The organism is Nitrospirales bacterium, from assembly GCA_031315865.1.
In the GTDB taxonomy this organism is placed as follows: Bacteria; Nitrospirota; Nitrospiria; order Nitrospirales; family UBA8639; genus JAGQKC01.
Genome location: JALDRJ010000002.1, coordinates 1,255,108 through 1,273,976 on the forward strand (window position 1 = coordinate 1,255,108; position 18,869 = coordinate 1,273,976).

General features: G+C 48.6%; 22 protein-coding genes. 9 read left to right on the forward strand and 13 right to left on the reverse strand.

Annotated features, from left to right (window positions below; translation table 11 throughout):
* Positions 1-45: 45 nt before the first annotated feature.
* The 4 genes from MRJ96_05815 to MRJ96_05830 all read right to left on the reverse strand — a co-directional run bounded on the left by MRJ96_05815 (position 46) and on the right by MRJ96_05830 (position 3,868).
* The gene (locus MRJ96_05815) at positions 46-936 is read right to left on the reverse strand and encodes a peptidoglycan-binding protein (GenBank protein ID MDR4500950.1); all 891 of its coding nucleotides are present in this window, start codon (positions 934-936) and stop codon (positions 46-48) included.
* A gap of 198 nt (positions 937-1,134) precedes the next feature.
* Positions 1,135-1,347, reverse strand: coding sequence for a hypothetical protein (locus tag MRJ96_05820; GenBank protein ID MDR4500951.1), 213 nt, complete (start codon positions 1,345-1,347; stop codon positions 1,135-1,137).
* 401 nt (positions 1,348-1,748) lie between these two features.
* Entirely contained in the window at positions 1,749-2,879 is a 1,131-nt protein-coding gene (locus tag MRJ96_05825; GenBank protein ID MDR4500952.1) for a DUF2914 domain-containing protein, read from the reverse strand.
* Between the two features lie 110 nt (positions 2,880-2,989).
* The gene (locus MRJ96_05830) at positions 2,990-3,868 is read right to left on the reverse strand and encodes a hypothetical protein (GenBank protein MDR4500953.1); all 879 of its coding nucleotides are present in this window, start codon (positions 3,866-3,868) and stop codon (positions 2,990-2,992) included.
* Between the two features lie 81 nt (positions 3,869-3,949).
* On the opposite strand from MRJ96_05830, the gene MRJ96_05835 reads away from it, so the two are divergent.
* The gene (locus MRJ96_05835; protein MDR4500954.1) at positions 3,950-4,387 is read left to right on the forward strand and encodes a hypothetical protein; all 438 of its coding nucleotides are present in this window, start codon (positions 3,950-3,952) and stop codon (positions 4,385-4,387) included.
* Between the two features lie 28 nt (positions 4,388-4,415).
* Here the strand turns inward: MRJ96_05835 and MRJ96_05840 are convergent, their stop codons facing one another.
* Both MRJ96_05840 and MRJ96_05845 read right to left on the reverse strand, forming a co-directional pair.
* The gene (locus MRJ96_05840; protein ID MDR4500955.1) at positions 4,416-6,002 is read right to left on the reverse strand and encodes an AAA family ATPase; all 1,587 of its coding nucleotides are present in this window, start codon (positions 6,000-6,002) and stop codon (positions 4,416-4,418) included.
* A gap of 35 nt (positions 6,003-6,037) precedes the next feature.
* The gene (locus MRJ96_05845) at positions 6,038-6,892 is read right to left on the reverse strand and encodes a uroporphyrinogen-III synthase (GenBank protein MDR4500956.1); all 855 of its coding nucleotides are present in this window, start codon (positions 6,890-6,892) and stop codon (positions 6,038-6,040) included.
* Positions 6,893-7,000: 108 nt separating this feature from the next.
* Here MRJ96_05845 and MRJ96_05850 point away from each other — a divergent pair, with 108 nt between their 5' ends.
* The gene (locus tag MRJ96_05850; protein ID MDR4500957.1) at positions 7,001-8,230 is read left to right on the forward strand and encodes an RtcB family protein; all 1,230 of its coding nucleotides are present in this window, start codon (positions 7,001-7,003) and stop codon (positions 8,228-8,230) included.
* A gap of 69 nt (positions 8,231-8,299) precedes the next feature.
* Here the strand turns inward: MRJ96_05850 and MRJ96_05855 are convergent, their stop codons facing one another.
* The gene (locus MRJ96_05855; GenBank protein ID MDR4500958.1) at positions 8,300-8,599 is read right to left on the reverse strand and encodes a type II toxin-antitoxin system RelE/ParE family toxin; all 300 of its coding nucleotides are present in this window, start codon (positions 8,597-8,599) and stop codon (positions 8,300-8,302) included.
* The gene (locus MRJ96_05860; protein MDR4500959.1) at positions 8,589-8,852 is read right to left on the reverse strand and encodes a type II toxin-antitoxin system ParD family antitoxin; all 264 of its coding nucleotides are present in this window, start codon (positions 8,850-8,852) and stop codon (positions 8,589-8,591) included. Before MRJ96_05860 ends, MRJ96_05855 begins: the two co-directional genes overlap by 11 nt.
* A 144-nt stretch (positions 8,853-8,996) precedes the next feature.
* Here MRJ96_05860 and MRJ96_05865 point away from each other — a divergent pair, with 144 nt between their 5' ends.
* Together MRJ96_05865 and MRJ96_05870 are read left to right on the forward strand one after the other, a co-directional pair.
* Positions 8,997-9,290: a hypothetical protein gene (locus MRJ96_05865; protein ID MDR4500960.1), complete on the forward strand. Its 294-nt coding sequence runs from the start codon at positions 8,997-8,999 to the stop codon at positions 9,288-9,290.
* Complete coding sequence (locus tag MRJ96_05870; GenBank protein MDR4500961.1) at positions 9,268-9,687, forward strand: PIN domain-containing protein; 420 nt, start codon at positions 9,268-9,270, stop codon at positions 9,685-9,687. Before MRJ96_05865 ends, MRJ96_05870 begins: the two co-directional genes overlap by 23 nt.
* Positions 9,688-10,126: 439 nt before the next feature.
* Here MRJ96_05870 and MRJ96_05875 read toward each other — a convergent pair whose 3' ends face one another.
* Together MRJ96_05875 and MRJ96_05880 are read right to left on the reverse strand one after the other, a co-directional pair.
* Positions 10,127-11,380 (reverse strand): ImmA/IrrE family metallo-endopeptidase, encoded by a 1,254-nt coding sequence (locus MRJ96_05875; protein MDR4500962.1) that lies wholly within the window; start codon positions 11,378-11,380, stop codon positions 10,127-10,129.
* The gene (locus MRJ96_05880; protein MDR4500963.1) at positions 11,373-12,026 is read right to left on the reverse strand and encodes a hypothetical protein; all 654 of its coding nucleotides are present in this window, start codon (positions 12,024-12,026) and stop codon (positions 11,373-11,375) included. Before MRJ96_05880 ends, MRJ96_05875 begins: the two co-directional genes overlap by 8 nt.
* A gap of 365 nt (positions 12,027-12,391) precedes the next feature.
* Between MRJ96_05880 and MRJ96_05885 the strand changes: the two genes are divergently transcribed.
* A complete protein-coding gene (locus tag MRJ96_05885; GenBank protein MDR4500964.1) occupies positions 12,392-12,631 on the forward strand; it encodes a DUF2188 domain-containing protein in 240 nt (79 codons plus the stop codon).
* A gap of 309 nt (positions 12,632-12,940) precedes the next feature.
* Here MRJ96_05885 and MRJ96_05890 read toward each other — a convergent pair whose 3' ends face one another.
* The 3 genes from MRJ96_05890 to MRJ96_05900 form a co-directional block, all read right to left on the reverse strand.
* Positions 12,941-13,339 (reverse strand): hypothetical protein, encoded by a 399-nt coding sequence (locus tag MRJ96_05890; protein ID MDR4500965.1) that lies wholly within the window; start codon positions 13,337-13,339, stop codon positions 12,941-12,943.
* A gap of 204 nt (positions 13,340-13,543) precedes the next feature.
* The gene (locus MRJ96_05895; protein MDR4500966.1) at positions 13,544-13,807 is read right to left on the reverse strand and encodes a GIY-YIG nuclease family protein; all 264 of its coding nucleotides are present in this window, start codon (positions 13,805-13,807) and stop codon (positions 13,544-13,546) included.
* A 428-nt stretch (positions 13,808-14,235) separates the two neighbouring features.
* Positions 14,236-15,090, reverse strand: coding sequence for a formylglycine-generating enzyme family protein (locus tag MRJ96_05900; protein ID MDR4500967.1), 855 nt, complete (start codon positions 15,088-15,090; stop codon positions 14,236-14,238).
* Between the two features lie 189 nt (positions 15,091-15,279).
* Between MRJ96_05900 and MRJ96_05905 the strand changes: the two genes are divergently transcribed.
* From MRJ96_05905 to MRJ96_05920, 4 genes are all read left to right on the forward strand, one after another.
* Complete coding sequence (locus tag MRJ96_05905) at positions 15,280-15,696, forward strand: VOC family protein (protein MDR4500968.1); 417 nt, start codon at positions 15,280-15,282, stop codon at positions 15,694-15,696.
* A 77-nt stretch (positions 15,697-15,773) separates the two neighbouring features.
* The gene (locus MRJ96_05910) at positions 15,774-17,402 is read left to right on the forward strand and encodes an MBL fold metallo-hydrolase (GenBank protein ID MDR4500969.1); all 1,629 of its coding nucleotides are present in this window, start codon (positions 15,774-15,776) and stop codon (positions 17,400-17,402) included.
* A 162-nt stretch (positions 17,403-17,564) separates the two neighbouring features.
* Positions 17,565-18,305 carry a PSP1 domain-containing protein gene (locus MRJ96_05915; protein MDR4500970.1) on the forward strand — a complete coding sequence of 247 codons (741 nt, stop codon included), beginning with the start codon at positions 17,565-17,567 and terminating at the stop codon, positions 18,303-18,305.
* Between the two features lie 99 nt (positions 18,306-18,404).
* Positions 18,405-18,815, forward strand: a complete 411-nt coding sequence (locus tag MRJ96_05920) for a hypothetical protein (protein ID MDR4500971.1) — start codon at positions 18,405-18,407, stop codon at positions 18,813-18,815.
* Positions 18,816-18,869 lie beyond the last annotated feature (54 nt).

An 18,869-nucleotide genomic window follows, 5' to 3' on the forward strand; every position in this document is an offset into this window, starting at 1 on the left:
CACATTTTGCCGCTGTACCGTGCCATGACCAAGCGCAAAAATATTCTATTGTTTTTCCTCCTCAACACGTAATATTGCCTGGGTTTCTTGCGCTTTGCGTTTCTGAAGGCTCAAGAAAACGTCTTGTCCGTTGATAAGCCGGTATTGAACGTCTTCGGTCTTCACTTTGGCGCATAGGCCCTCACCGTTTTTGTAAGCGGAAAAACGTGTGACGGTGTTATTGCGACGATGTATGCGTAAAATGCTGATTGTACAAGGCTCTCCATCATATGGTTCACTCACCAATTGTTCGTCGTCCCACTCTTTGATGGCATACACATGAGTCAGGATATTCAGCATCGAAGCCTGCTCCACGAGAAGCACAGCTGTCGACTCAATGCACTGTTTCTGCTTTCGAAAGCAATAGAGCCGGGATGTTTGAATGGCATCGGATGTTGGTCCCGTATCCCGTGCCCATGTTCCTTGTACTTGGATGGCCTTTTCCCACTGATCAGCTTGGAATGCATACTGAGGGAGGTAGGGTAACGGTTGATCGAGGATCTTATTGTCATCCGTCAAATGTGCGAGCGTTGGATAGTCAAGCTCTCCCGTTGATGGGAGACCAACATGATGCTGATAACGTTGCAAGGCTTTCTGCGTTGCCTCATCCATCGTTCCAGTGTACGGACCCACGCCGTATCCAAATCGACCAAGAAAAATTTGTACGCCCAAGACCAAAACGCGATAATCCTCCGGTCGCTGCCTTATCGCTTCTAATTCTTGTTGTCCCTTTCTTTCCTTCAGAGACATTTGCCCGGACTGTTTTGACGTGGAAGTCTGTGTGGTCGAAGACGGTACGTCAGAAGTCGATGAAGTATCAGGCTGGACATCGTCGGCAAAAGAAATTGCCGCCGTTAAATGAAGAACAATGAGGGTAAAAATCCACTTACGTACCATTGTCAAAAAAGCCTCCTCCTCAAGATGAATGTATGTGACAACTCGGACTGCCCCATAATCACAGGAGACTTTGAGGGAGTCAAGGGATAGGCTGGGTGAACGGTGTATGCTGAAGGAGCGCTGAAGGAATAAGAGCAGTCAAAAAACATGGGGTGAAGCCGAAGCCCCACCCCACATTATCGAAACCCACAAGGAAAACTACTTCTTCTTCGCCGTCGTCTTCCTTTTGGTCGTGGTTTTCTTTTTAGCAGCTGGCGTTTTCTTTGCCGTGGTCTTCTTGGCTGCTGTTTTTTTCTTGGCAGCTGGCGTTTTCTTTGCCGTGGTCTTCTTGGCTGCCGTTTTCTTCTTAGCGGCTGGCTTTTTCTTCGCTACCGCTTTTTTGGCTGGCGCCTTTTTTTTCGCTGTGGCCAACGCTCTCACCCCCTTTCTAAATCTGGAGCTACCATCACCGTAGCCCCGACCGTCCATGTCGTTTCATGAACGGGTTAAGACACTCTATTCATCCGAGCGACACGGTGCTCGCCAGGTTGTCGTCGCTTCTTCGGTCAACGTGCTCAAAAGGGAATGATGTATTAAAAAGAAATTGAAAGTTTCGGTGTGAGATGTGTGTTGGAAAAGCGAAATAATATTTTTCATGACATCGTTAAAGATATACTACAACGTTCGAGAGAAATTTGCCAGAAGAAAATACATTTTTTTTCTTGACCGCAAAATTTCTTTCATCACGAATTTTTTGAGAAGCGATTCACGAATTTTTTTTGGAAAAGGGGAAGGGGAATAATTTGTGTTCAAAGCGTAAGACAATCGAAGGTTCAATGAACAATCGTACGAGTCTCTCCACGTTCATCGATCATCGAGGCCGCGAGAACATCTATGCGGCCGATGATGCGGCCATCTTCTGTTTCGACATCGACTCGCCATTCTCCCGGGTCCAATCGTTGTTTCCATGTATAGCTCCGGTAGCCATGTTCTCGTCCTCCGGAAATCGTGATGGGAATACGATCGGTCGTCAAAAACGCGGCTTCGCTCCCTTGTGGGCGATGCTGCCAGTGGTGGTAAATCGTGGTCTGCAAAGCGACTGGCGCGAAGACACTCGTAAAGCAATAGATCGGTCTGTCGGTCGAAACCCGATCGTCAGATTGTTTCCCAAATTGATACCAGGCTCCTTTTTGAAACGTCAGATGGTAGGCATTCTGTTTTTTTTCTACATGCTCATACATCCCCCCGTTCTTGAGTGAAAGGGGAACTGGTGGAATCCAATTGAGAAAGTATAAGCCGTTGAGGATAAGGATAAGTCCTAACGCCGGCAGGAATGTCCACACTGGTTCCCACGGTGAACTGAGTTCGGCATCGACAAAGATCAGGCGAATGATCTTCCAGATGATCAGGACACTGACAATTCCACCGAGAAGGAAGACCCATGTATTCATCCATCCTGTGAGGACGGGAAGGAAGAATGTAAAGAAACTGAACACGACCATGGTGTAGAGGCAAACCAGAAGCTTGAGACTCGACAGGCGATGGCGGGACCATTCATTGGCGATCAGGAGGAGAATGATCAGGCCTAAGAAGATGGACGAGGTCGTGAATGATGCGCTTTGAAAGTAAAATATCGTGTAGGCGCTGAAGAGCCCGCCCAGCAGAAATTGAAGCGCTTTGGTGAAATGAGGACGTGCCCATTGGATGCCATGGAGGACCGTCCACGATGACTCTTGGGAAGCGTGAGGAATCATCCCCAGTTGCATCCGGCCCGTGAGGACGACGAGAACCCCGAGCAGACTCAAGTATAAGAGTAAAATGAGATTGTCCAATAAACGGTCGATCCGGCTCAGCGTGAGTGTGTCATAGGCTACGCCCGATAAGAAAAACACGACGGGCATGAAGGGTTTTGCGAGCGTCGAATAGGTGCGGAGCGTGGCGGGGAGTTCGACGGATTGGATCATGGATATCAAACGGGGAATGAATGGGACGTTCCGGTCAAATAGATGGCATTCAGAAGATGAGACCTATCCATGATCGCGGCCATTGAGCGGGCCAGGATGCGGTTGGCGGATTAGTCGTCTTCATCTTGCCACTGCCTTTTAACTGCCTCGGCACGTTGGCGTTGTTTCTTGAAGGCATAGAGCGCTAAGACGATGATACTGACCCATAACACGCTCGAACTCGTCGCGACTGGAATCCATCGGGACCAAGGAGTCTGTTGATCCCAAAACTGGTCGCTGGCATGTTCAAATGAATGGGAAGTGATAAGTGCGAAGGCTGCGGGAAAGGAATATTCCTGCGAGAGCGCGGCGAGCGATTGCCGAGGCCACTGATTGCTGTATTGCCGGATGAGAAATCGAACGAATGCATGAGAAAGCAGGTACGCACGATGGGGCGCGCTACCATCCTGACTGAAGAGAGTGTCGAATGTTTCAGGCGATGTCTGTTCAGTCGTGAGCATAGCCCATATGAGTCTGGCTCGATCATCAAACTCCCAGGTATGGGAAGCGACCATCGCCAATCCTTCGTCGAGCCAACGTGGTACGGATTGACCGCCTGCAGCCCGCCCGATCAAAATATGGGCCAATTCATGCTCGAACAAACTCTCGAATGAATCGTACGGGTAGCCGATGACGCGTTCAGGAAGGAGCACGATGAGATCACGTTCCGAGATCGCGTAGCCTAAAACCCATGAAGGGGCTTGCCGGGCCCAGTCGGAATCTTCGGGCATGATGAGTACGCGAATAGGATTTCCGGGATGTTCTACGCCGACGAGATTCATGATGGCTTGCAGGCGGGCCTTGTCGATGTCTTGGACACGAGTCGACAGGTGGGAAAGAGCGGCTGGAGCTTCAATGATAAGATGGGGTGGTTCTGCGGCAGGAACCGGGAGGCGCAAAATTAATAAAAAGGCAACTGTCAAAGGGCCAAAGCAGTAAGGTTTCATCATTCACGTTCACAGGAAACACCGGGATCCTGTTGGGGAGCCTTAGAGGGAATCAGATCTTTTGACCTTGTTAGGAAGGCCTGTATGACATCAACCCGATCTTATGTTCTGGTGAGTGTGCAGTTTATCTGCCTGATCAGTATTGTACTCACCGGCCCGCTTATTGTCTCATCGCCCTGGCTGCTGATTCTGGAAGTGATGGGCGTGCTCATCGGACTGTGGGCATTCCAGGCGATGACCATGAAAAACCTCCATATTTTCCCAGAAGTTCACCAGAAAAGTTTCTTAGTGACCCGGGGACCCTATCGATTTATCCGCCATCCCATGTATACCGCGTTGCTGCTCAGCACATCGGCGATGGTCTTGGATGCGTTCTCGATGATACGGGGAATCGTATGGGTGTTGTTGGCAATCGATCTGGTCGCCAAACTCACGTTTGAAGAACGGTTGTTGGTTGAACGTTTTCAGGAGTATAGAGACTATCAGCGTCAAACATTTCGCCTGTTCCCCTTCATCTATTAGGAAATCAAATCGAACGGACGCTCCGGAGTTAGGGTGAGGATGCATTCATCATGGAGTGAATGACTTTCAGGGTCTTATCTAAGCTTTCCCTTTGTTCGGTGTTGATTGTAAGAACATGCGGTCGCTCGGTTGGTGAGAATGGTTCGTCGTGCGACAATTGCCCTTCGAGGACGGAAATATCGGCTTCTGAAGCATCACGGCCTTCTTGCAGGCGTTTCTCGATTCGCACGCGAAGAGTAGCTTCGGAAGCGTGAATATCCAGAATACAAAAGGGAACTCCTAAGTCGTTAGCGAATTGTCGAAACGCCTCCCGGTGAGTTCGCTTGAGGAATGTAGCATCGACGATGACGGAAAAGCCGGATCGAAGAACCTGGCGAGCGAGTTTCTCAAGCCGGTCATAGGTTGCTTCGGTCGAATCTTTAGAGTAGATAAACGGGCTTTTCCCCGCGTGGGTCCTTTCTTCTGGAGAAACGCCAAACAGACGCTGTCGCTCGATATCGGAACGAATACGGATGGCGCCAAGGGATTCAAGGAGAGTTTGGGACACGGTAGTCTTCCCTGAACCCGAAAGTCCATGGGTGATGAGAAGAACTGGATGAGGTGGTTTAGTAAACGATGTTGCCAGTGCAAGATATTGAGTGAGTTCTTCCTCCAGAGCAGCATATTCAGAATCTTCTGGCTCTTGTTGAGCCAGACGAATCCCCGTCACCTTTGCTCGAACCATCGCGCGGTAGGTTAAATAATACCGGAACGTGTTGATCCCTTCGTAATCTCCTGTCAGTTCCAGATAGTGATTCAGCAATCGCCACCCCAGCCTGGGAGCATCCCGGTCAATCAAATCCATGACCACGAATGCGACTTCGCTGATCACGTCAATCCATCGAAACCGTTCGCTAAATTCGATGCAATCGAAGATGACGAGTTGTTCATCGACGAGCGCGATATTCCCAAGATGGAGGTCGCCATGGCATTCACGAACGAAGCCCTTCTTTTTTCTCTCGCGGAAATCGTCGAGGTGCCTGGAATGTTCACACTCGGTCCAGCGCTTCAATCGTTCGACTTCCTCTCTGGAAATTAACCCGCTCATTGCACGAGGCAGGTGCTCGAAATTTTCCAGGATGGTCTGTCGAATAAGGTCTGATGTCCCGAAAGCCGACGCAGGATCCACAACAGCGACGTGCGCATGAAACTCCGCGATTGTTGCCGCTAATTCGTCGATATGGGATTTGGAAACCTGACCCCTTTGAATGCGTCGTGACAGAAGAGCTTCCTGGGGAAATTGTCTCATTTTAACGGCGTACTCGATCGATTCGCCTGTGTTGTTCAGACGAGGAGACTGGGGAGCCCCTGTAATCGTGACGAGTTCTACATAAAATTCAGGAGCCAGGCGTTGATTGAGCCGAAGTTCTTCTTCGCAAAAAAACCGACGCTGGTCGAGCGTCGAAAAATCCAAGAATCCTACGTTGACGGGTTTCTTGATCTTATACGCATACGGACCAGTCAGGAGTATCCATGAAATGTGGGTTTCGAGTACTTGAAAGTTTTGAACCTCGTGGTCGTACAATGATGGATTCTGAAGAGCTTGAATGAGGGTAGGAAAATTAGGCTCAGACACAAGAATATTTTAGAAATACCAGATGCACATAGAACTTAATGAGAGGAACGCTTCTGCTGCAAGATTTCTTGGACCTGTTCACTCGTCTCTTTCACGAGGATTCCCATTTTGGCCCGGGTCGGTTCCAGGTCAATGGCAAATCCATACTGCTTCAATCGTTCGCTCGTGATATATCCGATCGACGCTACAACCATGTGTTTCAAGGCCTGCCGAAAAGCATCGACTTCATGAGTTTCTTCCAGAACCTTGACGGCATGCTCGATTTGCACGGCATTGGTCACAAGGATAACATCGACCTTCCTCTCAATGATGTTTCGCAGCAGCCCACGAAGCGGTTCGATGTCGTCTGGAAAAGCCCATCGATAGACTGGGACTGGCGTGACGGTGGCGCCCTGTTTTCGTAAGGCCTCAAGAAGTTCCAGGTTGGTGGCCCCATATTCCTGAACGGCTATGTGAAGTCCTTGCATGCCATCTGGATAAAAGGTCCTGACCGATTCCAAGACATCTCTCCATGTATTGGGTTCCGGAACAACGATCTTGGGAGTCAGATTGATTTCTTTTAAAGCTGTCACTGATTTGGGACCCCTGGCGGCCAACATGGTTTGTCCGAGTGCCTCTTGTATGGAATCCAATGAGAATTTGGTTTGGAGAACTTGAACAAGACTTCTAGTGCCGACTCCGGTCAACAAAATGACGAGGTCGAATTGCTCACCGAGAAGTTGCTCTCCGAACGCCAAAGCCCTGGGATTTTCTTCCAAAGGAATTTCTTGCATGGATGGGGCGACGAGCGGTTTTCCACCGTGCCGTTCAATTAAACGGGTCATCTCGGTGGCCATCCGGCTTTCGAATGCCGCGACGACGAGACCGTCAAATCCACTTTTTTCATTCATTGTCTATGATGTCCTTATTGTGGAATAGTCACATTTTACAGGATAGTATTAATTGTCGAGACGAAAAAGGCAAACGCCGACCCTTCAAAAGCCATTGGGAACATGTCTATGAGCAAGCAATCGTACAACATCATCGAAACGGGAACAGGTGTGCCGATTAAAGCATGGACGAGAGGTGTGCCGCTGGAGCCCGAGGCTGAACAGCAGCTTCGAAACGTGGCGTCTTTACCGATAATCCATAAATGGGTCGCGGCGATGCCCGATGTCCATTGGGGAATGGGTGCAACAGTGGGAAGTGTGATTCCCACCAAGAAAGCGATTATTCCAGCCGCCGTGGGTGTTGATATTGGCTGTGGCATGATGGCGGTTCAAACAACGCTCAAGGCCGGACATCTTCCGGATAATCTGAGATCCCTTCGCGCCACGATCGAAAAAGCTGTCCCGCATGGCCGTACAAATCAAGGAGGGCGCGGCGACCGAGGAGCCTGGCACAACATTCCCAAGCATCACCAGAAAGAATGGGAACGATTACGGTCAGGGTACGATCAGATACGAGACAAGCATCGAGCGCTCGATCGCGGAAACGACCTGAATCATCTTGGCACATTAGGGACCGGCAACCATTTTATCGAAGTCTGTTTGGATACGAATGACACTGTCTGGTTTATGCTGCATAGCGGTTCGCGTGGGGTGGGGAATCGGATCGGCAGTTATTTTATCGAGTTGGCCAAAAAGGACATGCGAAAGCACGTGCGAAATCTTCCGGATAAGAATCTTTCCTATCTGTCCGAGGGAACTGAACATTTTGACGACTATGTCCAAGCCGTCCATTGGGCGCAGAACTTTGCCATGACCAATCGCAAGCTCATGATGCAGAACCTTATTCACGCGATTAAACAGGCCGGAGAGCTGCCTGAATTTCACGAAACGCAGGAAGTCGTGAATTGTCATCATAACTACGTGGCCGTCGAACGGCATTATGGAGAAGAGGTCTTCGTGACGCGGAAAGGTGCGGTACGGGCAAGAAGGGGCGATATGGGGATAATCCCGGGAAGCATGGGAGCGCAATCTTTTATCGTCCGAGGGTTAGGCAATGACGAAAGCTTCCATAGTTGTAGTCATGGTGCAGGCCGGGCGATGTCACGGACGGAAGCCAAGCGCCGGTTCACGATTGCCGATCATGAAAAGGCCACGGCAGGAGTCGAATGCCGGAAAGATAAAGATGTGATCGACGAAACCCCGCAAGCTTACAAGCCTATCAACGATGTCATGAACGCCCAACGAGATTTGGTCGAAGTCGTGTACACCCTTCGCCAAGTCGTCTGCGTGAAGGGGTAGCTCTGTTGACTTCCAAATAAGCTGAGCCACTTACAAAAGAAAATCTCAGCGATACCCTAAGAGAGTGGGCTATTGAGTGGACGACAAATGACGCGACGGATTCATACTCTTATGGAGAATCCGGACAATGAGGATGTGATGGTCTTCGACGGTATAAATAATTTGGTGGCTTTTGTGCTGATAGATCCGGACCGATGGAGTAAATTCAGATCGTTTGCGACAGATAAGAGGCGTTTGGGTCAAGAGTTCGAAGCAATGGTCTAATTCATCGGCGTATGCTTCGGCTTGTGTTTCACCAAACGTGTAAAAGCCATATTCATAGATGTTCTGTGAGTCTAAATAGGCTTCTTGCGTAAGTTTATACTCCATGCTTCGTGGCTTTGATCTTGGCACGAGCTTCTTTAATAGCGTCTTTAAAACTTTTGTCGCTCACACCGCTTTCAATGCCTTTAGTGATAGCAGCTTGCAGGGCTTTGATTTGATCCTGTTCGTTTTGGTCGCGCCGGATCAGATCACGGACATAGTCACTTGCGCTGCTATACTGCCCACTATTTTCAACTTGAGCTTCGACCCAGTCCTTCATAGGATCGGGAACGGAAATATTCATGGTGGCCATCATCATGTCCCCTTTCCCTTCCAGTATGACAGATAATGACAATTTTTGCCAATAATTATGAGTGCCAGTTATCATTATTGTTCTTCCAGATAATAGAACCTGATTCTGTTTTATTTGACAAGTTAGTAGTATTGAAATACAGTGTAGTGCATGAGCAAATCATCGGTGTATAGTTGGCGTATCGATCCTGTGTTGAAGCAGGATCTTGAGCAGGCAGCAAGAACAGAGCAGACTAGTATTGCACAGCTTCTTGAACAGATTGTTCAAGACTGGCTTTACAAGAAGTCCTCACCAGACGACGAAGAAGTGCAACAGCGCCTCCATGAAGCGGCCTCTCAAACCTTCGGCGCATTCCGGAGTCGCGATTCAAAGGGTTCGGAGAAGGTACGAGAACGAGTTCGTGCGAAGTTAAGGCAAAAGCGTGCAACCCAAAGGCCTGATTGATACCGGGCCAATTGTTGCCCTTTTAGACCGTGGTGATCGTTGGCACAAGATATGTGTAGAGACTTTCTCGAGTCTGCCGTTACCCTTAGCGACGACATCCGCTGTTCTTGCGGAATTGTTCCATTTTCTCGATGACCATCCACAACGCATTGCTGCTGCCTGGCAAACATTAAGATCAGGCGCTATTACCGTTCTCCCAATCACGGACCAAGACATGCCAGCACTTGAGCGACTGATGAAACAGTATGAGGATCGCCCCATGGATTTTGCAGATGCGACCTTAGTTCATCTTGCCAAGCGAGAATCCCTCACAACGATATTCACCATTGATCATAATGATTTCGAAACGTATCGTATCAGCGGCAAGCAAAAGTTCTATATCGTTCCCTCTCGCTAATTTGAAAATGGGTCAAGTCTTTTGTTGTCATATTCTTGATCGATCGTTTCAGTAGGCATGGTCCTCCTCAAGCTTGAACGCGAGCACCGTTCCAAGAACAAGCACACCTTCGCCTTGGAGCCACATTCACCTATCAGTGCCCCTCATTCTATCAAAGCGGCTGAGCTTCAACTGTCAAGGAAGAATACAGCAACAAAAGACTTGACCCCCTTATCCCCATTATGATCTGTTTGAAAGGTCTGTTGCCATAAATACTCATGGCGCGATTATAAAAGAAATGAATGGCCGAAACGATTGGTGAGACTATTTAGATAACGCGGTGAAGGATACTGAAAAGTAAGTCTTTGAACGGCCTGGCAAAAGATGGGTTGATTTGTCGTAATTAATATTATCACTCAATTCTTGATAACATCGTATTGATTGGAAAACTACCTTTTTCTTATTCATCAAATGAATCATCTATAAAAAGTAACGTTAAAACTTCCCCATAATTGGGGAAACCCCACGATTGTTCTGATAAACACGCCGTCGAATTCACTCTTCCATATTGCAACCAGCTTCTTGCAAGTACAGTTTGCATTTCCCGACTCAGATTCGCCCCATTAAAAAAATCAGTAGCCCAGGAATCTGGATCAAGTTTTTGGCCAGACTCCAACCGATACCCAAAATCCTCACTTTCTTTGGCCCATTTAATTTTATTATCTTTTGAAACTACTATTGCACATCTGTAAGGACAATATTGTATATACCGCAGTGCTGTGGCCGTTAGCGTTGTCTGAAAATCATCAGCGAGAGATTGAATATGGTTAAGACTAGGGGCAGTTTGAGCACATTGAGGCTTAAACATGTCTTCGGGCATCAATAATTCTGCGGCAAATTCATTGGCTTCAGTTTCTGGCGAAACATTAAAAAATCCTAAAAGCTGGACATCTTTTTTTGAACAAATAAATGAGGAAGTTTTTTTGCCATGTAATTCAAAGTGGCCTAGCTCATGGCCAATCGTAAATCGTTTTTTCCCTACTTCACGGGTATTTGTATTAACGGTAATAATTCCACAATTTCCTTTTCTTACAAGGCGTCCTTCACATCCTTCAAGAATGTCCTCGCGGACACAAACATTCTTGAGTCCTGCGATACCCTCAACATCGATTTCTTTAGGAGTGCGAATCCTGTACTCATGAATAATACTTCTGGCTCGCCTTGCACCAGCACCTCTATCAACGTAAACCATTCCCTGGCTAGTCTCCTTTTCCTTTTCTTCCCTATTCAACTCAGAAACAAGCTCTAAATCTTTGAGCAGCGAATGTAAATCTTGCTCCGTGAGGTTTTCCAAATTTCGATATGCCGCTTGCAGGGTACCGCCAGGTGCTTCTGAAAGGCTCGACCAAGCAAGTTTTACTTTCTCTCGCAACTGGTCAAAACTAAGATTGTGCCTGGGGATTTCTCTAACATTTTGAAGTGCAGCTTTTTTATTTTCCCTTGCCTCTTCTAGCATACGTTGGGTCGCAAGTTGTCGTTGTTGTTCGATGAATTCCATCCCCCGAGCAATCAAGGCATCAGGATCATCACCCTCTTCTCTTATTGATTCCTTCACATCATCGAGGGAAAGAGTATCGTCCTCAGCAAGCATGTCATAGATATTGGCCAGCCAATCACTGTCGGTCTTGGCCTCATGACGCTTTTCATCACTCATAGCCAACACCTCCCTTTAGTTCGCCGCGAACTTTTCCCAATAAACGTCGAAATCGTTTTTGTGCATTATTAACTTGTTTAACCGATAGCCCAGTTTTTTGGGCAATAAAGCGGGGCTCTTTTATTCCTTCCATAGTGCATTCTAAGATTAAATTAACCTCCGTATCCTCCTTTCCTAGATCCATTAAATTGTTCAATATTTTTTTTGCAGTCTCCTCTTTTTCTTCTCGTTCTCTTGCTTCCTCATTTTCAAGAGCAATTTCTTCAGGATTTTTGGTCCGAACCATGAGTTCAGTAGCGTGGTCATCCTCTGGTCTTGCAACTTGAACGATTTCTTCCAAGGGCCGATTTGATTCTTCTGGAATTATTTGAACACTAGTATTGTCCTTAGACCTAACCAGATTGCTCACCATGCTCTTAAGAACTGAATCCATTAAAAACTTTCCTAAATCTGGGTCTTTTTCGTGATCCCAAACCCGTTCACCGCTGAAAAGTTTTTTAATAGCCTCTTGCACTAAATCCTCTGCTTTCATTCCTTGAGCGAAATCAGACTTGTTCCCACTTCTCCACTTCAAGGCCCCACCCTTCATTTGGACGTAGTATAGGAGCCGAGGATAAATCTCCTCCCAGTTGGCATCATCCAACATTCTCTTTGATTCGGGTGTCAGGGAATATCGTTCCAATTAAAGCTTCATGCCTCCCCCTGGTGAAATATTCTGCTGCCGGGATATGAAATTTTGCCATTTTCAGGTTCTTTTTTCATGTAAACGGCAAAAAATGGGAATTCGTCAGCATTATTAATTAGAAGGAGGTGATGTACGTGATCGATCAGAACATCTTTACAAACGAGACAAGAAAGGTTCTGTATTATGTGTTTCGCACTTGGCGAAAGCATCCAAAAACAGGAGAAGTGCTCTGGGCTAAGGATTACGGCCTTCGGGCTTGGAGAATCCCAATTTACGCCCCGGGCCGTTAATTACCACTACAATCTTTTCAAAGGAGAAAAAGGATTATGGGGAAGAAAAGAGACATTCATGTAGTGCCACACAGTGACTTTGGGTGGGCTACCCGACGTGAGGGGTCTGCCAATGTATCATCACGTCACCGAACACAAGGAGCAGCGATAGATAAGGCTCGTGGTACTGCCAAAGAAGACAGAGTTGAAGTCGTAATCCATCGTCCGGATGGAAGAATTCGCGACAGCGATAGCTATGGGAACGATCCAAATCCACCAAAGGACCGCAAGCATTAAGCTTGCGGTCTTTTTCCTTTCCCTCCTATAAATTTTGAGTGACTTTAGTTAGCCTACTAATAACCAAGAAAAATAAATAAAGGGCGATGTTATGGGAGCCAGGTATCTTTCAGCATCTGATTTATTGCAGCGTAAACCAGAAGCAGAGTGTTGTGATTGTGCACTTGAAGTAGACGGGAGTGGACACGAAGAGCAGATTTGGACTATATGGAACGGTTCGATGATCTATTGTCCGAAATGCGCTCAAAACGAGGGAGTAGGCCCGGAGTAATTTTCCATATGTTATCTTATCATTCATCAAACTTCCCGCTACCCCTGCCATTCCAAAGCTAGCATTTGAAAAAGAAATCCCATAACCAAGAGGACGTAGGCTATTGGATGCGTAAGAGGCGGGATGTCCTCCAACACCTGGAAGTTTAGGTCATCCAGTTTTTCGCGTTCCTCCTGAAGAGAGTCAAGTTTCTTCCGAATCGAACCTGTCTCTTTTTCTTCACTGTATGCCTCGTAGCCGAGCCGTTCGTTTGTCCTGGCTACGGACTTAATTGCATCGGTGAGGTTTCGCTGCCACGATTTTAGCTCATTGGTTATATCAGCAAGCTTTTGAGTTCGCAGCGACTTTCTTGTGCGTTCCCTAATGTCGAATGTCAAAAGAAGCAGAGCGCCGCCTGTTGAAAGTGAAAGACCAAGTAAGGTTAATCCGTTATTCATGAAGACCTCCTATCATCGCCAACATCGTGCATATGGTAGGGTTTCTCATACGAATCAAGCAAATTAAATTTCTTCACCACTTATGCTCTCCTGTCCTTAGGAAGGCATAATGATATTTTCCACAATAACTGTTCACTTCGTTCCTGGGTCTTCACAAAGTATCTTTTATTTCACGATATTTGGCCCATTTTTCCAGCAAGTTTTTTATTTAACTGCCTGCGTTAACGATGCAGTCACTGGATCATACTGAAATCCTGTAATCGTGCCATCCTTAATGCGCTCAACAGCCTCGTCGATCACAAAGATCGGCACGAGAAACCATTCGCGCGGCACAACGGGATTTCCAAAGCGATCCTTGATTTCAATATCAAGTCTTGCCGGATCAAAAATCCGATGAATGAGATGTTCGAGCTTATTACGATTGATGTTAGAAAGCTTGTACGTGGCAACAACCTCCACATCCGCCATCAGGAATGTGGGATCAAGTTTGGCATTGCCGGAAATAGAAATGGGTCAAGTCTTTTGTTGTTATATTCTTGATCGATCGTTTCAGTAGGCATGGTCCTCCTCAAGCTTGAACGCTGACACCGTTCCAAGAACAAGCCCACCTTCGCCTTGGAGTCACATTCACCTATCAGTGCCCCTCATTTCCATCAAAGCGGCTGAGCTTCAACTGTCAAGGAAGAATGCAACAACAAAAGACTTGACCTCTTACCTTTTTCCAACTTGCTCCCGGAAGGCCCTCTTCGAAAATATCTTGCCGAGCGTGCAGGCATCAAACAATCGCAGGAATTTCATCTGCTCCATCTATTAGGGGAAGACTTGCCTGGTGCCGTCATAGCCAAGCCTGCACTGCAAAAGACTTGACTCATGCTCATGCCACCGTAGACGTCGATCTACTTTCCGGCATCTTTCGCACACCGAAAGCCTGTTGAGTGATTACGGTCGAGCGGTTTGCTCATGATGCGTGTAAAGATACGGGCTTGCGGGGTTTCTCCCTGCCAGCCGGAACTTCGGAGGACTTTGTATCCACCTGTTTGCGGGCCTTTGGGATTGCGGTCCGGGCTTTTCGAATAGTATTGCGAGTCATACCAATCAGCCACCCATTCCCAGACGTTTCCTGCCATATCGTACGCGCCGTATGGACTTTTCCCGGCTTCATAGATTCCGACAGGAACCAGTGTTGCTTCTCCGCGCCAGGTGACTTGGTTGTAGTTGAGGTGTTTGTCCGTCGGTTCGACGTCCCCCCATGGAAATCGCCAATTATTGGGGCCTTTGGCTGCCTTTTCCCATTCGGCTTCGGTCGGGAGCCGCTTGCCGGCCCACTTGCAATATGCGTCGGCATCGTACCAATCCACGTTGATGACCGGAAGGTCAACGACTGATTCAGGCATGATATTCCCTTTCCAAAGTCCTTTGGTCGGATCGGTGGGGTGCTGCGGGGTGCGATGACCAGTCTCGGTCACAAATTGTAAATATCGGCCATTCGTCACCTCATACTTATCGATATAAAATGTATCGAGGAATACGTCATGATTAGGCCGTTCATCGACTCCACCATCCCTGGCGGAATCAGGGACACCCATGGGAAACACTCCTTCAGGCACGAGAACCATGGGCGCGGTATCCTTCCCGATGATTTCCGATGGGTTATCGGTTTTTGCGAAAACGTTTCCTGATATAAGCAGTATGAGAAAAACGCCCGCGAGCATCGAGCCAGTATAGATTTTTTGAAAACTTCTCCTGTTCATCGCTTCCTCCCTTATATTCCTTATGTTCACGGCCATCTTGCGAGATGGCGGCATATACAAGATCTGAGTACGAGTCAATTATAGCACGCGCTATCGAGGGGTTGCCCCAGCCCCAGGCGGTAGCTATGATGCCCAGCGATCACGAAGCGATTCAAGAGTGGACTCTCTTAGAGGAGGTTCGCGGGCGCGATGAGCCAACCAGGTATGCTGGGCCTTCGACATGTGGCGCTCAATGTTAAGGATATACGAGTGTCCCAGCCTTTCTATGAGCGACTCTTCGACATGAAGGTCGTATGGCAGCCGGATTCGCAGAGCGTCTACTTGAGTTCGGGGTCTGACAATCTTGCGCTTCACCAGATTCCCAGCGAATCCCTCCATGCTTTCGCTGACCAGAAAAACCAATTTTTAGATCATCTGGGATTTTTGTACGAGTCCCCCTCCCATGTCGAAGAGATGTTTGCCCGGGCCCAGACGCAAAATATCCCTATCGTCAAACCGCTGAAAGCGCACCGGGACGGAAGTTATTCTTTTTACCTGGCAGATCCGGATGGCAATGTCGTTCAGGTTTTGTACGAACCATCTGTGGCGGGCCAGGAGGCCAAGTAAACGGTGAGGCGTCAAACGGGAAACGGTCTCTGTTTCCACGAGAGACCAGTCACACACGACGAGCGACGAATCGATCAATGAGCACGTGGGATATTTTTCAGCCTAATCAGTATATCGGGTTGCATCCCTGGGTGTGGGTGCAGTTAGAAAGCGCGGAACCTCCCGGGCCGTTACCGTTTCTTGGAGGGGTGGACCCTCAAGTCGTGGAGAGCCTGCATCAAGTTCATAGTATATTATTGAGTTCGGTCGAGACTGCCATCAGCGATATCATGGCTCACCGGGCTTCGTTGGACGACCCAGCGACCCCGCGTCGTCTTGAAGACGCTTACGCCGAAGTGGTGGCTTCACGCCCCCAATTAACGGCTCATATTCAATGTGGCCGCGAGGCAGACGGAACGTTTCAGTGGTCTTATCCCCGCGATACCCGGCTGTCGGCGACCATGGCCTACGCGGGGCTCCGTATTTTTAACGTGGCGACTCGCAATGCGATCCCATGGCAGTTTGAACGGCCCATCGCTCCGATGGTCGGAAAATTTTTGGGGTTCCTGGATGGCACTCGAACGGTGTCGGAGATTCGAACGGTGGCCACGGCGTCAGGACGGGATATGGAGGGTTACCTGACGAAGTTCTTTGAACTCTTGCGTGACAGTGACTGTTTAGCGGTCAGCTCGACATCCTCGGTCCGCCAGCAGTGGTTGGAACATACGCGGGATCGAGACGTTATTCATCTTGGACATGCGGCCGTGATGTATCGCCAACGGGATCAATTTTTCTGGGTCGATCCGTGGTTGATGCCCTGGTTTGCCGAATCTCCGGTTCCTTCTCTGTGGATGAATCTGTTACCAAAGCCTTCGGCGATCTTTTTGACGCATGATCACGATGATCATGTCGATCCACGCACCCTCTTTCATCTGGACAAAGACATTCCAATTTTTGTCCCCAGCCGGAAGAATCGGAAACATTTGTATTACGACTACCTTTCCCTTTTACGAGAGTTCGGTTTTAACCGTGTGACAGAGATGGCTCATGGCGATACCTGGAAGTTTGACGGTGGAGCGGTCGCGTCCGTGCCGTTCTATGGTGAAGATCCCTGTGATTTGGTGTTGCCGCGCAATTGTTATGTCATTGCCGACCGTGGTCACAACATCCTCGTTCATGCGGACAGCGGGCCGACAAACGCCGGTGAGTCGGCGTTAAAAGACGGCATCATCAAGGACCTTGTCGTACGCTATGGCCCCTTGTCCATCGTCTTGTCTTCTCAACAGCAGCTTAAAGAGGTGCGGAGTTATACGGCCCATGCCTGCCTGGCGCACCCTGGGACATGGCTGGATGTGGGGGAGAACGGATACCTCACGAATCAATACTTGGCCGATCTTTGTGCAACAGCCAAGGCGAAATTGTTCGTCTCCTATGCGACCGGCGGAGCCGATTGGTACCCGGATCACTTGTCATTCATGTTCAGTCACAGAAATCCCGCGCGCACGGCCTTAATCACGGCCCATTGGGATCAACCCGATTCCCTTCGCGCTTCCCTTGAACCGGTGGGATGTGGCTATCATTACGCGCAGGCCTTGGATATTTTTCGGATTGGCGAGCGGGAGGCTGTTCACGTGCATCCTTGTTCCCAAGCACTGTCACCCGTTCAACTTTTCCAGCAGGACCACCCGCTTCCGTCATTCTTGAGCCGGCCCGCACCGTCCCGGTGACGGGCGGGAAGGAATCGCCACAGGATTTCTTCCACAATGAGACTCGCTAACAACTAATTGATTTTATGCTTAATTTTGAACTTGGACTCCACCAGAGACTAAGGTATGATAAGGATCGTTCGTTGTTGAGAATGACTCTCGAATTTCAAAAGGATCACGATCATGTCAGAACTCGACCAAGATCAAGATAGCGATATCCCCTTTCCGGAAACCGTCGCGGTCATTGGCGTCAAGGTACGAGATCAAGGAGAAGTGAAGAAAACGAGGACAGATGATCATTCCGTGCGTGTTGGGGATCATGTCATCCTGGCGCTAGACAATGATCAAACGTACGGAAAGGTCTACACGGCTCTTCAGCTCCTTCCCTTTACGCCTCCCATGCGAGTCATGCGGTCAACGGTGCGAAAGGCGACTGAGGAGGACGAGCGAACGATCGACCGCCATCAAAAGATCGTGGCTGAAGGCCGCACGTTCTGCCTTGAACGGATCGAGGCCTTAAAGCTCCACATGAAACTCGTGGAAGTCTACAGTTCGTTTCAGCGACGAACATTGACCTTTACCTATACGGCTGACGGGCGCGTCGATTTCCGGCAACTCGTCAAAGATCTGGCCCGGCAATTTGGATGCCGCATCGAGATGCGACAGATTTCGAGTCGTGAGGAAGCTGGAAGATTGAGTGGGGTCGATACCTGTGGCCTGGTATTATGTTGTGCCAGTTTTCTCACGGATTTTAAGCCGATTAATCCCAATAAAAGCGGTCGTCACGAGGGGCATTGGAACGGAGGCGATAGTCATCGAATCGGTGTTTGTGGCCGGTTGAAATGTTGTTTGATGTTCGAAGAGGAAGGATGGTCGCTCACACGGCGGCAATCCCAACCTCTGATTCATCCCTCCCGGCGGTAATCGATTTCGTGTTCTGGGCGTTCAATCCTGCCAAAAAGGCCTTTTCTCATGAGATTTCGTGTTTGTAGCCGTGTGTGATGGATTGCTATGGAAATGTCCATGCCCAGGTTTATTATCTTTTCGCACAACGCCACGTATGACAAACTCCATCAGGTCGCGACTATAGGATTAACAGCCGCCGCGATGGGTAAAGATGTGACGGTAGTCTTGCTCTTTTGGACCATTAAAAAGTTAGCTGAAGGGCGTTTTAATGAGTTGGACTTTCCGCCGGAATATCAGTCGCATTCCTCAGAGGTTGCGCGACTCATTAAAGAGCGTAAGGTGCCTTTGATTACCGAGATGTTGGAAGAAGCCCGTCAAGTTGGGCAGTTTCGACTCGTGGCCTGTAGTGCGGGACTCGAGTATATGGGCGTAGACTCTGAGGCCGTGGCCAAGAATGTGGATGAAGTGATGGGCCTTCCCGCGATTCTCTCATTTTCGGCCGGTGCGGAAACGACGTTATTTATCTAAGGCCGGTCGAATAGCAAGCTCCTGCCTATTTTCTGAGCCTTTCCCAGAACATGA

What these genes read in the sequence shown, in the direction of transcription:
- MRJ96_05920 (MDR4500971.1), top strand. Translation starts at nt 18,405, where the DNA reads ATGCCCAGGTTTATTATCTTTTCGCACAACGCCACGTATGACAAACTC.
- MRJ96_05905 (MDR4500968.1), top strand. Translation starts at nt 15,280, where the DNA reads ATGAGCCAACCAGGTATGCTGGGCCTTCGACATGTGGCGCTCAATGTT.
- MRJ96_05880 (MDR4500963.1), bottom strand. Translation starts at nt 12,026, where the DNA reads ATGTTGGATGATGCCAACTGGGAGGAGATTTATCCTCGGCTCCTATAC.
- MRJ96_05885 (MDR4500964.1), top strand. Translation starts at nt 12,392, where the DNA reads ATGGGGAAGAAAAGAGACATTCATGTAGTGCCACACAGTGACTTTGGG.
- MRJ96_05860 (MDR4500959.1), bottom strand. Translation starts at nt 8,852, where the DNA reads ATGATGATGGCCACCATGAATATTTCCGTTCCCGATCCTATGAAGGAC.
- MRJ96_05850 (MDR4500957.1), top strand. Translation starts at nt 7,001, where the DNA reads ATGAGCAAGCAATCGTACAACATCATCGAAACGGGAACAGGTGTGCCG.
- MRJ96_05895 (MDR4500966.1), bottom strand. Translation starts at nt 13,807, where the DNA reads ATGGCGGATGTGGAGGTTGTTGCCACGTACAAGCTTTCTAACATCAAT.
- MRJ96_05910 (MDR4500969.1), top strand. Translation starts at nt 15,774, where the DNA reads ATGAGCACGTGGGATATTTTTCAGCCTAATCAGTATATCGGGTTGCAT.
- MRJ96_05835 (MDR4500954.1), top strand. Translation starts at nt 3,950, where the DNA reads ATGACATCAACCCGATCTTATGTTCTGGTGAGTGTGCAGTTTATCTGC.
- MRJ96_05915 (MDR4500970.1), top strand. Translation starts at nt 17,565, where the DNA reads ATGTCAGAACTCGACCAAGATCAAGATAGCGATATCCCCTTTCCGGAA.
- MRJ96_05890 (MDR4500965.1), bottom strand. Translation starts at nt 13,339, where the DNA reads ATGAATAACGGATTAACCTTACTTGGTCTTTCACTTTCAACAGGCGGC.
- MRJ96_05855 (MDR4500958.1), bottom strand. Translation starts at nt 8,599, where the DNA reads ATGGAGTATAAACTTACGCAAGAAGCCTATTTAGACTCACAGAACATC.
- MRJ96_05875 (MDR4500962.1), bottom strand. Translation starts at nt 11,380, where the DNA reads ATGAGTGATGAAAAGCGTCATGAGGCCAAGACCGACAGTGATTGGCTG.
- MRJ96_05815 (MDR4500950.1), bottom strand. Translation starts at nt 936, where the DNA reads ATGGTACGTAAGTGGATTTTTACCCTCATTGTTCTTCATTTAACGGCG.
- MRJ96_05865 (MDR4500960.1), top strand. Translation starts at nt 8,997, where the DNA reads ATGAGCAAATCATCGGTGTATAGTTGGCGTATCGATCCTGTGTTGAAG.
- MRJ96_05830 (MDR4500953.1), bottom strand. Translation starts at nt 3,868, where the DNA reads ATGATGAAACCTTACTGCTTTGGCCCTTTGACAGTTGCCTTTTTATTA.
- MRJ96_05825 (MDR4500952.1), bottom strand. Translation starts at nt 2,879, where the DNA reads ATGATCCAATCCGTCGAACTCCCCGCCACGCTCCGCACCTATTCGACG.
- MRJ96_05845 (MDR4500956.1), bottom strand. Translation starts at nt 6,892, where the DNA reads ATGAATGAAAAAAGTGGATTTGACGGTCTCGTCGTCGCGGCATTCGAA.
- MRJ96_05900 (MDR4500967.1), bottom strand. Translation starts at nt 15,090, where the DNA reads ATGAACAGGAGAAGTTTTCAAAAAATCTATACTGGCTCGATGCTCGCG.